This is a genomic window from Nocardia elegans NBRC 108235, from assembly GCF_001612845.1.
Classification (GTDB): domain Bacteria; phylum Actinomycetota; class Actinomycetes; order Mycobacteriales; family Mycobacteriaceae; genus Nocardia; species Nocardia nova.
This window is the reverse complement of sequence record NZ_BDBF01000034.1, coordinates 39472-52842: the sequence shown is the minus strand read 5'-3', so window position 1 is coordinate 52842 and position 13371 is coordinate 39472. Positions and strand designations below refer to the sequence as shown.

The following is a 13371-nucleotide window of genomic DNA, read 5'->3' as shown; positions in this document are numbered from 1 at the left end:
CGGCCGACCGCTTCCCCTGGTCAGCCCGCGACGGTGGATGCCCGGGGCGCAGCCGCCGCCGGCCGTACCAGCGCGTCGTACGCGATCGTGCCGGGTTCGGCGCTGTAGGCCACCAACCGCTGCCCCGGCACATTCGGAACCGTCAGCACCACGTAGTCGAGCGTGAAGGCGCCGACGAGTGGGTGGTACAGCCGTTTGTGCCCGCTGACCTTGTGCCGCAGTTCGTGATCGGCCCACAGTTCCCGGAAAGGAGCGCTCCGGGCGTGCAGGTCGGCCACCAGCCGGCGCAGCGTCGGATCGTCCGGCCGCCGACCGGTGGCCGCACGCAGATGTGCCACCGAGTCGGCGGCTATCTCGTCCCAGTCCGAAAAGCGTTGCCTCGCCTCAGGGTCGGTGAAGACATAGCGGACGTTGTTCGGTCGACCTACGGCTTGATCGAGGGTGGCCACCGGGGCTGGAGCTCGGCGCCGGTGCTGACCGGATTGATCGCGGCGGCGGCCGGTGCGGTCTTCTTCGTCCGTTGGGAGCGCCGGGTGGCGGACCCGATGTTGCCGTTGGATCTGTTCGCGCACCCTGCCTTCTCGGCCGCCTCGGTCGTCGGCTTCGTGCAGAACTTCGCCTACTACGGCATCGTCTTCCTGCTGTCGCTGTTTCTGCAGGAGCAGCGCGGTGATTCGGCGCTGGTGACCGGGCTGGTATTCCTGCCGATGAACCTGGCCGCGCTGACCGCGAATCTGCTCGGAGGCCGGATCACCGCCGCGGTCGGCCCGCGCTCGCCGATCGTCGGTGGGCAGCTCGCCTTCGCGGGTGGTCTGCTGCTGCTCGTTCTGGCCGGTGCGGATGCTCCGCTGTGGATGATCTGGGTGGCGACCGGCCCGGTCGGCTTCGGTGCGGGAACGGTCGTGCCGGCGATGACCAGCGCGGTGCTGGAGAGCGTGCCGGCCGCCCGGGCAGGTGTGGCGTCCGCGCAGCTCAACACGGCACGGCAGGTCGGCGGCGCGGTCGGGGTCGCGGTATTCGGCACGCTGGTGGCCGGTGACTTCCTCGGCGGCCTGCGGACGTCGCTGGTGATCGCCGTCCTCGCACTGCTCGTCGCGGCGGTGGTCGGCGGGATATTCGTCCGGACCCGCTGATCGCGGCGGGGCCGCCTTCCGAACGTTGCGCCCACGAGTTAGGCTCGGTATCGAATATACGTTCGAATCTACGAAGGTGTGTGCCGATATGGGCTGGGGAAACGGCCCGCCCACCTGGGCGGAAATGGAGCGGGTGCTCTCCGGTCTGCCCGGGCGCGGGGCCACCCCGCCGGGTGACGGCGGGGACAGCCCGGCGTGGTCGCATACGCGCGGCGAATACCGGGCGGGGACGCGGCCGGAGCCGAGCGGTCCGCTGGTGCCGTATGCGGAATTGCATACGCATTCGGCCTACAGCTTTCTCGACGGCGCCTGCCAACCCGAGGAGTTGGTGGAGGAGGCGGTGCGGCTGGGGCTCGAGGCGCTGGCGCTCACCGATCACAACGGCTTCTACGGGGTGGTGCGTTTCGCCGAGGCCGCCGCCGAATGGGGGCTGCCGACGGTGTTCGGGGCCGAATTGTCGCTGGGTGAAACCCGCGACGCGGCAACGATATTCGGCTCCGCTCCGATGGACGATTCGCAACCGCGCACGGGGGCACCGGACCCGTCCGGACCGCATCTGCTGGTGCTGGCGCGCGGGCAGGAGGGATATCGGCGGCTGTCGCGGGAGATGTCGGCGGCACATATGGTGGCCGGTGAGAAGGGAATCCTGCGCTACGACCTGGATCGGCTCGCCGCCGCCGCCGACGGGCACTGGCATATTCTCACCGGTTGTCGCAAAGGACATGTGCGCCGGGCGCTGGAGCAGGGTGACGCCGAGGCGGAGGCGGCGTTGCGCCGGCTGATGGATCTGTTCGGCCGCGACCGGGTGAGCGTCGAACTCACCCACCACGGAGTGCCCGACGACGACGAATGCAATGCCCGGTTGATCGCCCTCGCCACCCGGCTGGACGTGCCGGTGATCGCCACGACCGCAGCGCATTTCGCCACCCCGGCCCAGGGGCGCCGGGCGATGGCGCTGGCGGCCGTCCGGGCACGGTGCAGTCTGGACGACATCGACGGCTGGCTGCCGCCCACCGGTGGCGCGCATCTGCGATCGGGTGCGGAAATGGCCCGGCTCTTCGCCGAATACCCGCAGGCGGTGGCCGGGGCGGTCGATCTGGCTCGCGCATGCGCCTTCGATCTGCGCTTGATCGCCCCCGAATTACCGCCGTTCGACGTGCCGCCCGGCCACGACGAGAATTCCTGGCTGCGGGAACTCACCCTCGCCGGAGCGCGCGATCGTTACGGCCCGCCGGAGGGGAATCCCAAGGCGTACCGGCAGATCGAACACGAACTACGGATCATCACCGAACTGAATTTCCCCGGCTACTTCCTGGTCGTGCACGATATCGTCCACTTCTGCAAGCAGAACGACATTTTGTGCCAGGGCCGGGGGTCGGCGGCCAATTCCGCGGTCTGCTACGCGATCGGCATCACCAATGTGGATCCGGTCGCCAACGATCTGCTGTTCGAACGCTTCCTGGCGCCCGAACGCGACGGCCCGCCCGATATCGATCTCGATATCGAATCCGATCGGCGGGAGGAGGCGATCCAGCACGTCTACCGCAAGTACGGTCGCGAATACGCCGCCCAGGTGGCCAATGTGATCACCTATCGCGGCAAGTCGGCGGTGCGCGATGCCGCTCGCGCGCTGGGTTTCTCGCCCGGCCAGCAGGACGCGTTCAGCAAACAGGTGAGCCGATGGACCGGGGTGGCATCCGAAACGCATACCGATATTCCGGACCGGGTCCTGGAACTGGCGGGTGAGATCGAGGGCCTGCCGCGACATCTCGGTATTCATTCCGGCGGCATGGTGATCTGTGATCGGCCGATCGCCGACGTCTGCCCGGTGGAGTGGGCGCGCATGCCCGGGCGCAGTGTGCTGCAGTGGGACAAGGACGATTGTGCCGCAGCGGGTCTGGTGAAATTCGATCTGCTCGGTCTGGGCATGCTCTCGGCCCTGCACTACATGATCGATCTGGTGCGCGAGCACAAAGGTGAGGTCGTGGAATTGCACGCCCTCGATCTCACCGAATCCGCCGTCTACGAGATGCTGGCGCGAGCGGATTCGGTGGGAGTGTTCCAGGTCGAGTCGCGTGCCCAGATGGCGACACTGCCGCGGCTGCGCCCGCGTGCCTTCTACGATCTCGTCGTGGAGGTCGCGCTGATCCGGCCCGGCCCCATTCAGGGCGGTTCGGTGCATCCCTATATCCGCCGGCGCAACGGCCGGGAGGAGGTGACGCTCGACCATCCGGCGCTCGAGAGTTCGCTGGCCCGCACCCTCGGAATTCCGCTGTTCCAGGAACAACTCATGCAGATGGCGATCGATATCGCGGGTTTCACCGCCACCGAGGCGGACCAGTTGCGCCGCGCGATGGGATCGAAACGGTCACCACAGCGCATGGAGCGGCTGCGCGGCCGCTTCTATCAGGGCATGCGTGATCTGCACGGAATCACCGGAGAGCTGGCCGATCGCATCTACGAGAAGATCTATGCCTTCGCGAATTTCGGTTTCCCGGAAAGCCATTCGCAAAGTTTCGCCGCGCTGGTGTTCTATTCGGCCTGGTTCAAACTGCATCATCCCGCGGCGTTCTGCGCGGGGCTGCTGAACGCGCAGCCGATGGGTTTCTACTCTCCGCAGTCGCTGGTGGCCGACGCCCGCCGGCACGGGGTGGTGGTGCACGGGCCGGATATCAATCACAGCCTGGCCGGGGCGACGCTCGAGCAGCGCGGAACCCAGGTGCGACTGGGCTTGTCCGCGGTCCGGCACATCGGTGACGAATTGGCCGAAAAGATCGTCGCCGCACGGTCTTCCGGGCCCTATCGATCGTTTCTGGATCTGACCGGGCGGGTCGAGCTGACGGTGCCGCAGGCCGAGGCCCTGGCCACCGCGGGTGCGCTCGCCAGCATCGAGTCCGCATCGGGCCACGGTCTCGACCGGCGGCAGGCGCTGTGGGCGGCCGGTGCGGCGGCGGGGGAGCGGTCGGATCGGCTGCCGGGGACCGGGGCTGTCACCGACGCACCGGCGCTGCCCGGGATGAGCGAACTGGAAATGGCGGCCGCCGATGTGTGGGCGACCGGTGTGTCGCCCGGTCGGTATCCCACCGAATTCCTGCGTCCGCGGCTGGACGAACTCGGCGTGGTCGCCGCGAACCGGCTGCTCGCCGTGCCCGACGGGTCGAAGGTGCTGATCGGCGGTGCGGTGACGCACCGGCAGCGACCGGCCACCGCGTCCGGGGTCACCTTCATCAATCTGGAGGACGAGACCGGCATGGTGAACGTGGTGTGTTCGGTGGGGCTGTGGCGCCGCTATCGGCGCATCGCCCAGGGCGCTCCCGCGCTGCTGATCCGGGGGCGGGTGCAGAACGCCGAGGGTGTGGTGAGTGTGGTGGCGGAACATCTGCAGCGCATGGACCTGCGCATGGCCTCGAAGTCACGCGATTTCCGCTGAACGGTCGCGGCTACGCTCGTCCCACCGACCGACATCGAGGAGCAGCACGTGGCGACCGTGGTCCGCGCGACCATCAAACCCAACAGCCGCAAGGGCCCCCTCGTCGAAATCCTCGACGACGGCACCCTGCAGCTGTACGTGCGCGCCCCCGCGGTGGAAGGCAAGGCCAACAAGGCCGCGATCGAACTTCTCGCCCAGCACTACGGCGTGCCCAAGTCGGCCGTTCACCTCACCGCGGGCGCCACCTCCCGCTTCAAACGCTTCACGATCGACATCTGAGGCGTGCCGTTCGGGCGCGGGCCTCGGCGGCTACACGGCGCCCGGAAACCCCAGCTGCCGCCACGCCTCGTACACCGCGACCGCCGCGGCGTTGGACAGGTTCATCGACCGGCGACCGGGCAGCATCGGGATGCGCAGCTGATCGGTGATGTGCGGGTCGGCCAGGACGTCGGCCGGCAGCCCGGTCGGTTCCGGACCGAACAGCAGGACGTCTCCGGCCCGGTAGGAGATATCGGTGTTGTGCGTGGTGGCATGCGTGGTGAAGGCGAAGACGCGCTCGGGACGCAGGGATTTCCATGCGGCGGAGAGGTTTTCGTGCACGGTGACCACCGCGAGGTCGTGGTAGTCCAGTCCGGCGCGACGCAGCTTCGGCTCCGACAGATCGAATCCGAGCGGCTCGATCAGATGCAGTTCGCATCCCGTGCCGGCCGCCAAACGGATCGCATTGCCCGTATTCGGTGGGATACGCGGTTCGAAGAAGACCAGCTTGAGCACACCGAGACGGTACCCGTCCGCCGGTGCGGGACCGGCCGCGGACCATGCCCGACCGGGCGCCCACGGGGAAGGTGCGGCACCCGCCACCGATCCGCCGGCGGTGCCGACATGCGAGAATCGCAGCCGTGACCGACGTGCCGACCACCCACCCACAGCATTCCAGCCCGGCGAGCCGCTTCTTCCAGGTTCATCTGCCGATGTTGCTGGTCGTGGTGGTGCTGCTGGTCGCGGTGGTCTTCGTGGCCCAGGACCGGTGGCGGCGCGGTGCGTTCTTCATCGGCGGGGCGACCCTGCTGGCGGCGGTGTTCCGGTTGTGCCTGCCGACGGCCCGGGTGGGGCTGCTGGCGGTGCGCAGCCGCCCGTTCGACATCGGCGCCTACACCGTGCTGGGCGGCGCGATCATCGTGCTGGCGGTCACCATCAGCAGCCTCGGCGTCGGCTGAACTCAGGACCTGCGGGCATCCTGCGCGGCGCGCGCCAACTCCATCGTCTGCTCCAGCAATTTGCCGATCGCCTCGATCTCGGTGAGGAAACCGTCGTGGCCGTCGCGCGAATGCACCACTTCCAGGCCCTTACAGCCGGGCAGCAGATCGGCCAGTTCCTGCTGAGTCCGCAACGGATACAACCGGTCCGAGTCCACGCCGCCGACCACGCACGGCACCGGAGTGGCGGCCAGCGCGGCCTCGATACCGCCGCGTCCGCGCCCGACGTCGTGCCGGTTCATGGCCTCGGTCAACAGCACGTAGGTGGCCGCGTCGAACCGCGCGACCAGCTTGTCCGCCTGATGCTCCAGATAACTCTGCACCGCGTAACGGCCGCCGTCCCAAGGGTTTTCGTCACCCTGGGCGGTGTTGGCGAACCGATGGTCGAGTTCGAATTCGGTGCGGTAGGTCAGATGCGCGATCCGGCGCGCGATGCCCAGCCCGGCCTGCGGGCGGCGGCCGGTGTCGTGATAATTGCCGTCCTGCCAGTCCGGATCCGAGGTGATCGCGGCGATCTGGGTGGTCTGGGTGCCGATCTGATCCGCGGTGGCGCGGGCGCCGACCGCCAGCACCAGGGCAGCATCGACGCGATCGGGATAGCCGACCATCCATTCCAGCACTCGCATGCCGCCCATCGAACCGCCGACCACCGCGGCGATGCGGGAGATGCCGAGCAGGTCCAGCAGCGCCACTTCGGCGCTCACCTGGTCACGAATCGAAATCTCCGGAAACCGCGCGCCCCAAGGCTTTCCGTCCGGCGCGAGGGACGAGGGGCCGGTGCTGCCCTGGCAACCACCCAGAACGTTGGTCGCGATCACGCACCAGCGATCGGTGTCCAATGCGGCGCCCGGTCCGACCAGTCCGTCCCACCAGCCCGGCAGGGCGTGCAGTTCGTCCGGCTGTCCGCAGACGTGCGAATCTCCGGTCAGCGCGTGCTCGACCAGCACCACGTTGTCCAGGCCGGGGGCCAGTTCGCCCCAGCGCTGCACGGCCAGCTCGACACCGGGGACGACCGCCCCGTTCTCGACGCGGACATCGCCGATGCCGATGATGCCCACCGTGCCGTCCGCGGGTGGTAGCAGTGTCGTTGCGCCCGGGCGTGACGTGCTCGATTCGATACTCACGGTCACCGTGCCGTCACCACGTCGAGCCGTGCCAGGCCGTCTACTCCCGCGCCGGTGAGTCCCAGGATCCGCATCGGCCCGCGGACCTGCCGGAACACGGCGCCGGAGGCCGCCGGGTCGGCGCACGGCGAGAGCGCACGCGTGGTCGAGGCGGTACGGAGGGCTGGGGCACACACATCCCCGATGGTAGCGATACGCCTGCGCCGCTCCGCCGCCTCCACGCACTTGTCGACGATGGGCACGGTGGACTCACTCACTTGTTGCTCCTGACAGTCGCGCTTGCCCTCGGCTTTCGAGAGCCCGGTCAATCACCCGGAGCACCCCACCGCAACTGGAGGGTTGCCGGCCAGCGAGCCGGGGCTTGGCGCTGGCACTCATGACCTGCCGTGGATGGTAACAATCGGTCACGGCGGGGGCGAGGGTTGGGCTCGCCCGATTCGAGGCGGACGTTCGCGGCGTATGTCCGTTTCCCTGGCGACTGGACATCGCGCCGGTGTGACGTGGGCAGCTCTCAATGGGACCGCCCCTGTCAGTGAGACCCAGCGCACCAGTACGCTTGTCTTGTTTAGCACCAGGCGTCTCGTGGACAACGCGGGGCGTATACGTTGTCTGTTGAACAGCTGGGGTCCGCTCACAAGCGTGCTCGCCTGGCCGTGCAATGGGAGCACACCTTCCTTAGGAGGACACGAAGATCCATGTCCAAGATCAAGGTTGAAGGGACCGTCGTCGAACTCGACGGCGACGAGATGACCCGGATCATCTGGCAGTTCATCAAGGACAAGCTGATCCATCCGTACCTCGATGTGAACCTCGAGTACTACGACCTCGGCATCGAAACTCGCGACAAGACCGATGACCAGGTGACCGTCGACGCGGCCAACGCCATCAAGAAACACGGCGTCGGCGTCAAATGCGCCACCATCACCCCCGACGAGGCACGTGTCGAGGAATTCGGTCTCAAGAAGATGTGGCGTTCGCCGAACGGCACGATTCGTAACATCCTCGGCGGCACCATTTTCCGCGCGCCGATCATCATCTCCAACGTTCCGCGTCTGGTTCCCGGCTGGACCAAGCCGATCATCATCGGCCGTCACGCCTTCGGTGACCAGTACCGCGCCACCGACTTCAAGGTGCATCAGGCCGGCACCGTCACGATTCAGTTCACCCCGGAGGACGGCTCCGAGCCGATCGTCCACGAAGTGGTGAAGATGCCCGAGGACGGCGGCGTCGTCATGGGTATGTACAACTTCAAGAAGTCGATCGAGGACTTCGCGCGGGCGTCGCTGAACTACGGCCTGCAGCAGAACTACCCGGTCTACATGTCGACGAAGAACACCATCCTGAAGGCCTACGACGGCATGTTCAAGGACACCTTCCAGGAGATCTTCGAGACCGAGTTCAAGGAAGAGTTCGACGCCGCCGGCCTGACCTACGAGCACCGGCTGATCGACGATATGGTCGCCTCCGCGCTCAAGTGGGAAGGCGGCTACGTCTGGGCCTGCAAGAACTACGACGGCGACGTGCAGTCCGACACCGTGGCGCAGGGCTTCGGCTCGCTGGGCCTGATGACCTCGGTGCTGCTCACCCCGGACGGCCGCACCTGTGAGGCCGAGGCCGCGCACGGCACGGTGACCCGCCACTTCCGGCAGCACCAGCAGGGCAAGCCCACCTCCACGAACCCGATCGCCTCGATCTTCGCGTGGACGCGGGGTCTGGCGCATCGCGGCAAGCTGGACAACACCCCCGAGGTCATCGGCTTCGCGCAGACCCTCGAGGACGTCGTGATCAAGACCGTCGAGAGCGGCCAGATGACCAAGGATCTGGCGCTGCTGGTCGGCGGCAACCAGGGCTACCTGACCACCGAGGAATTCCTCGGTGTGCTCGACGCCAACCTGGCGCGCGAACTGAGCTGAACGCTCACGACCGGCCGGAATCCGGCGCGGCCGGTAGACATATCCGGGCACCCGCCCCCACCGATCCCGGTGGCCGCGGGTGCCCGAATTGCTTTCCGCACCCGATCGCGTGGCATGTGAGGTATCCGACAGCGCGCCGGGCGCGGCCTCCGATGCGGCGAGAGCCGTTGTTCCGCAACGATTTCGATGTTCGCCGTACGCGCCGACGAGCGGGCGCCGGTTCCGGTGAGTCGAATCACCCCGGCCGCCGGTATCGCCGCGACGGCCGCGCGTGTTGGCCACACCCGTGGCCGACTCAGCTCCCGTGCGTACCGCACCTCCCGTCGACGTCCCCTCGGGGCCATCCGCGAGTGACGCGTCGTCCCGTGCGGCGCTCGGCTCGGCGCCGGAGACTTCCGCCCGCACCGGATGGCATGTTCCGGCGATGCTCGCGCTGGCGCTCGGCGGTTTCGGGATCGGCACCACCGAATTCGTCACCATGGGACTGCTGCCCGACATCGCCGCGGACCTGCATGTTTCTGAGCCCACCGGTGGACATGCCGTCTCGGCGTACGCGCTGGGCGTGGTGGTCGGCGCGCCCGTGATCGCGGCACTGTGCGCCCGCATGCCGCGCAAGCGCCTGCTGATCGCCTTGATGATCGCGTTCACCGTCGGAAATATCGCCTCGGTGCTGGCCCCGGCGTTCCCGGCGTTGGTCGCCGCGCGTTTCGTCGCGGGCCTTCCGCACGGCGCCTACTTCGGTGTCGCCTCGCTGGCCGCCGCCTCGCTGGCGCCGGTGGGGCAGCGGGCCAAGGCCGTCGCCGCGGTGATGCTGGGCCTGAGTGCCGCCAATGTGGTGGGCGTCCCCGCGGCCACCTGGCTCGGGCAGGGGCTCGGCTGGCGTGACGCCTACGTGGTCGTCGCCGTCATCGGGCTCGCCACGGTCTTCGCGATCACCCGCTTCGTGCCCGATCTGCACGGCGTGCGGGTGACCGATCCGCGCACCGAACTGACCGCCCTGCGCCGCCCCCAGGTCCTGCTGACGCTGCTGGTCGGCGCGGTCGGCTTCGGCGGCATGTTCGCGGTGTACACCTACATCACCTCGACTCTCACCGATGTCGCCGGCATGGGTCAGGGCCTCGTGCCGATCGTGCTGGCACTGTTCGGCCTGGGCATGGTCGCGGGCAACATCGGCGGCGGCGTCCTCGCCGACCGCGGCGTGGACCGCTCGGTGTTCGTCGCGCTGATCGCGATGGTCGTGATTCTCGCGGCTTTCGTTGCGGCAGCTCACAATCCGTTCACCGCCGCCGCGGGCGCCTTCCTGGTCGGCGCCTCCGGAGCCGCACTGGCGCCCGGCCTGCAAACCCGCCTGATGGACGTCGCCCACGACGCCCAAACCCTCGCCGCCGCCCTCAACCACGCCGCCCTGAACATCGCCAACGCCGCCGGCGCCTGGCTGGGCGGCCTCGTGATCGCGGCGGGCCTCGGTTACACCGCACCCGCCGTCGTGGGCGCGGGCCTCGCCGTCGCGGGAGTGGTGCTGTTCACCATCACCGTGTGGTCGTCCCGCCGCGTGGCGCGACGCCGCGAACCGGTCGCCCTCGCCCGTAGCTGACCGGGAGAACGCCGGGCAACCTCCCCTTGTGCGACCCTCCGGCGTGGTTGAGTGATCCCGAGCGGGCGGCAGAACTCGACCGGGAGGTCAGGATGGATCCGCAGGAACAGTGGAGCGGCGGTGACGGTGCGCGGCGGCGGGCGGTGTTGTATGCCGCCGCCCGGACCGCGGTGACGACGATCGTGCTCGTCGCGCTGTATTTCGTCCTGCCCTTTCATCATCTGGACAAGCTCGGCCCGCTACTGGGCCTGTGTGGTGGTCTGGTGTTGGTCGTCGTGCTCATCGTGCGGCAGGCCACACGCATCGTCGCCGCGCCCTATCCCGGACTCCGCGGAGCCGAGGCGCTGACCATGATCGCGGTGTTGTTCATTCTGGTATTCGCCACGACGTATGTGTTGACGTCGTCGGCCGCGCCGGACAGTTTCACGATCCTGCTGACCCGGGTCGATTCCCTCTACTTCACGGTGACCGTGCTGGGAACGGTCGGTTTCGGCGATATCGCTGCGACCTCGCAGGCCGCCCGCGTCATGGTGACTGTCCAGATCCTGGCCGATCTGGCGCTCATCGGCGCCGGCGTGCGGGTGGTGCTGGCCGCGATCCAGCGCGGCCGTGCGGCGCGCGAGCCCGAGTAAGTTTCATGCACGTGTGTATGTAAGTGTAGGATTTCCGAATGGCCAGATCTGTCGTCGGTAAGCCGCCGCGTCGTACGCAGGAGCAGCGCAGCAGTGAGATGCGGGTGCGGCTGCTCGACGCGACCATCGATTGCCTGGTCGAATACGGCTATGCGGGCACCACGACGCCGCGCGTCGCGGAACGGGCCGGGGTCACTCGCGGCGCTCAGGTGCACCACTTCGGTTCCAAGACGGATCTGGTGGTGGCCGCCATCTCGCATCTCGCGCAGCGGCGCACCGAGGCCGCGATGAAGGAACTGGGCCGGTTGCGCGCCGGCGACGATCCGATCGGCGCCACCCTCGACGCGATGTGGGAGCTGCATCAAGGACCGCTGTTCATCGCGGCCATGGAGCTGTGGGTGGCCGGGCGCACCGATCCGGTGCTGGCCGCCGAGGCCGAGAAGGTCGAGCCGTTCGTCAACAACGCCGTCCTGATGGCGGTATCGCAATTGGTCCCGGACGAATTGCGGCGCAAGGAAGTTCGGGATTTCGCCTATACCGCGATGGACACCTTGCGCGGAATTCTGGTCTCCAACTTCGTATCCCCGGATCCGGAGCGTGCCCACCGCCGCTGGCAGCGAGCGTCTGCGCATCTGCGCCGGGCCGCCGAATCCGCACTGCCGGGCCTGGGAATCGGGGGCTGAGAGCTCTGAAAGGCTCCGCGCCGGCGCCGATGTGCGGTGGCCGTGGGGCTTCCCGGTAGCCGCCTCGCGACCAATGATGCTGCGGCGCGGTCCGATGCGCCGACTCTTGCGCGCGGGAGATCGGGCTGCTGTTACGGGCGCCACCGCTGACTGCCGTACCGCCCCGCCGGTGCGCCGGTGCCGGGGCGCGCTATAGCGAGCTACAGATGCACCTGTACGTATCAACACAAACGTCCTAACTGGGCATACCTCCCGATCCGGCAGCGAACTCGCGCACCCTATTGCGCATTTACATACAGCTCCGTATGTTTGTTTCCAGTTCGATCGGAACGGATCGACCACTGCCGCTCGCGGGGGCGGCCGACTGGGAGAAGGGTGGTTCGATGACGAACAAGGTCTACGTCGTCGGCGTCGGAATGACGAAGTTCGAGAAGCCGGGGCGGCGGCAGGTCGAGGAGGCCGCCGGGACGACCCGCGCGTGGGACTACCCGGATATGGCCCGCGAATCCGGCACCAAGGCGCTGGCCGACGCCGGAATCGACTATCGCGAGGTGCAGCAGGCCTACGTGGGCTACGTCTACGGCGAGTCCACCTCCGGCCAGCGCGCGGTCTACGAACTGGGGATGACCGGTATCCCGGTGATCAACGTGAACAACAACTGTTCCACCGGATCCACCGCGCTCTACCTTGCGGCACAGGCGATTCGGGGCGGGCTGGCCGACTGCACTCTCGCGCTGGGCTTCGAGAAGATGCAGCCCGGATCGCTCGGGTCCACCTGGGACGACCGCGAGCAGCCGATGGCCAAGCACATGATGGCGCTGGCCGAGATCTCCGAGGTCCTGTTCCCGCCGGCGCCGTGGATGTTCGGCGCCGCGGGCCGCGAACATATGAAGCAGTACGGCACCACCGCGGAGCATTTCGCGAAGATCGGATTCAAGAATCACAAGCATTCGGTGAACAATCCGTATTCGCAGTTCCAGGACGAATATTCGCTCGACGACATCCTGGGCGCGCGGATGATCTACGACCCGCTCACCAAGCTGCAGTGCTCGCCGACCTCGGACGGTTCGGGCGCGGTGGTCCTCGCCTCCGAGGACTTCGTCGACCGCCACGGTCTGGCCGGGCGAGCGGTGGAGATCGTGGGCCAGGCGATGACCACCGATTTCGCATCCACCTTCGACGGCACCGCGAAGAACCTCATCGGTTACGACATGAATGTGCAAGCCGCGCAGCAGGTGTACCGGCAGTCGGGCCTGGGCCCGCAGGACTTCCAGGTGATCGAACTGCACGACTGCTTCTCCGCCAACGAACTGCTGCTCTACGAGGCGCTGGGCCTGTGTGGCGAGGGTGAGGCCGGCAGCCTCATCGACGGCGAGCAGACGACCTACGGCGGCAAGTGGGTGGTCAACCCCTCCGGCGGCCTCATTTCCAAGGGGCATCCGCTGGGCGCGACGGGTTTGGCGCAATGCAGCGAGCTCACCTGGCAGCTGCGCGGCGAGGCCGACAAGCGTCAGGTGGACGGTGTCACCGCCGCGCTGCAGCACAACATCGGCCTCGGCGGAGCCGCGGTCGTCACCGCCTACCAGCGCGCCGAGCGCTGAAAGGA

At 67.9% G+C, this 13371-nt stretch carries 13 protein-coding genes and 1 riboswitch; of the genes, 9 read left to right on the top strand and 4 right to left on the bottom strand.

Features of this window, described 5'->3' with window-relative positions; all coding sequences use genetic code 11:
• Positions 1-20: 20 nt before the first annotated feature.
• Complete coding sequence (locus tag NE2_RS23230; protein ID WP_063029392.1) at positions 21-449, bottom strand: MmyB family transcriptional regulator; 429 nt, start codon at positions 447-449, stop codon at positions 21-23.
• Here NE2_RS23230 and NE2_RS23225 point away from each other — a divergent pair.
• The 3 genes from NE2_RS23225 to NE2_RS23215 all read left to right on the top strand — a co-directional run bounded on the left by NE2_RS23225 (position 330) and on the right by NE2_RS23215 (position 4842).
• Positions 330-1133, top strand: coding sequence for an MFS transporter (locus NE2_RS23225; protein ID WP_084494267.1), 804 nt, complete (start codon positions 330-332; stop codon positions 1131-1133). The genes NE2_RS23230 and NE2_RS23225 overlap by 120 nt on opposite strands.
• 88 nt (positions 1134-1221) lie before the next feature.
• Positions 1222-4563, top strand: coding sequence for an error-prone DNA polymerase (locus tag NE2_RS23220; RefSeq protein WP_063029388.1), 3342 nt, complete (start codon positions 1222-1224; stop codon positions 4561-4563).
• Positions 4564-4611: 48 nt separating this feature from the next.
• Positions 4612-4842 (top strand): DUF167 domain-containing protein, encoded by a 231-nt coding sequence (locus NE2_RS23215; RefSeq protein WP_063029386.1) that lies wholly within the window; start codon positions 4612-4614, stop codon positions 4840-4842.
• 30 nt (positions 4843-4872) lie between these two features.
• Here the strand turns inward: NE2_RS23215 and NE2_RS23210 are convergent, their stop codons facing one another.
• On the bottom strand, positions 4873-5337 hold the full coding sequence (locus NE2_RS23210) for a tRNA (cytidine(34)-2'-O)-methyltransferase (RefSeq protein WP_030513537.1): 465 nt from the start codon (positions 5335-5337) through the stop codon (positions 4873-4875).
• A 197-nt stretch (positions 5338-5534) separates the two neighbouring features.
• Between NE2_RS23210 and NE2_RS35890 the strand changes: the two genes are divergently transcribed.
• Positions 5535-5780: a DUF3017 domain-containing protein gene (locus tag NE2_RS35890; RefSeq protein WP_081879271.1), complete on the top strand. Its 246-nt coding sequence runs from the start codon at positions 5535-5537 to the stop codon at positions 5778-5780.
• A 2-nt stretch (positions 5781-5782) separates the two neighbouring features.
• Here the strand turns inward: NE2_RS35890 and metX are convergent, their stop codons facing one another.
• Positions 5783-6943 (bottom strand): homoserine O-acetyltransferase MetX, encoded by a 1161-nt coding sequence (gene metX / locus NE2_RS23200; protein WP_063029437.1) that lies wholly within the window; start codon positions 6941-6943, stop codon positions 5783-5785.
• A 2-nt stretch (positions 6944-6945) separates the two neighbouring features.
• A complete protein-coding gene (locus NE2_RS23195; RefSeq protein WP_063029384.1) occupies positions 6946-7200 on the bottom strand; it encodes a hypothetical protein in 255 nt (84 codons plus the stop codon).
• Between the two features lie 13 nt (positions 7201-7213).
• Positions 7214-7325: riboswitch (SAM riboswitch) on the bottom strand.
• Positions 7326-7638: 313 nt separating this feature from the next.
• On the opposite strand from NE2_RS23195, the gene NE2_RS23190 reads away from it, so the two are divergent.
• The 5 genes from NE2_RS23190 (at position 7639) to NE2_RS23170 (ending at position 13366) form a co-directional block, all read left to right on the top strand.
• Positions 7639-8856 (top strand): NADP-dependent isocitrate dehydrogenase, encoded by a 1218-nt coding sequence (locus tag NE2_RS23190; RefSeq protein WP_063029381.1) that lies wholly within the window; start codon positions 7639-7641, stop codon positions 8854-8856.
• Positions 8857-9160: 304 nt separating this feature from the next.
• Positions 9161-10450, top strand: coding sequence for an MFS transporter (locus tag NE2_RS23185; protein ID WP_233429862.1), 1290 nt, complete (start codon positions 9161-9163; stop codon positions 10448-10450).
• 92 nt (positions 10451-10542) lie between these two features.
• Entirely contained in the window at positions 10543-11082 is a 540-nt protein-coding gene (locus NE2_RS23180; protein WP_063029377.1) for a potassium channel family protein, read from the top strand.
• Between the two features lie 38 nt (positions 11083-11120).
• Entirely contained in the window at positions 11121-11765 is a 645-nt protein-coding gene (locus tag NE2_RS23175; protein ID WP_030513545.1) for a TetR/AcrR family transcriptional regulator, read from the top strand.
• Positions 11766-12148: 383 nt separating this feature from the next.
• The gene (locus tag NE2_RS23170) at positions 12149-13366 is read left to right on the top strand and encodes a lipid-transfer protein (RefSeq protein WP_063029375.1); all 1218 of its coding nucleotides are present in this window, start codon (positions 12149-12151) and stop codon (positions 13364-13366) included.
• Positions 13367-13371 lie beyond the last annotated feature (5 nt).

Excerpts from the sequence above, each read along its gene's own strand:
- NE2_RS23225 (WP_084494267.1), top strand. The coding sequence starts at position 330 with ATGTGCCACCGAGTCGGCGGCTATCTCGTCCCAGTCCGAAAAGCGTTG.
- NE2_RS23220 (WP_063029388.1), top strand. The coding sequence starts at position 1,222 with ATGGGCTGGGGAAACGGCCCGCCCACCTGGGCGGAAATGGAGCGGGTG.
- NE2_RS35890 (WP_081879271.1), top strand. The coding sequence starts at position 5,535 with ATGTTGCTGGTCGTGGTGGTGCTGCTGGTCGCGGTGGTCTTCGTGGCC.
- NE2_RS23190 (WP_063029381.1), top strand. The coding sequence starts at position 7,639 with ATGTCCAAGATCAAGGTTGAAGGGACCGTCGTCGAACTCGACGGCGAC.
- NE2_RS23180 (WP_063029377.1), top strand. The coding sequence starts at position 10,543 with ATGGATCCGCAGGAACAGTGGAGCGGCGGTGACGGTGCGCGGCGGCGG.
- NE2_RS23175 (WP_030513545.1), top strand. The coding sequence starts at position 11,121 with ATGGCCAGATCTGTCGTCGGTAAGCCGCCGCGTCGTACGCAGGAGCAG.
- NE2_RS23170 (WP_063029375.1), top strand. The coding sequence starts at position 12,149 with ATGACGAACAAGGTCTACGTCGTCGGCGTCGGAATGACGAAGTTCGAG.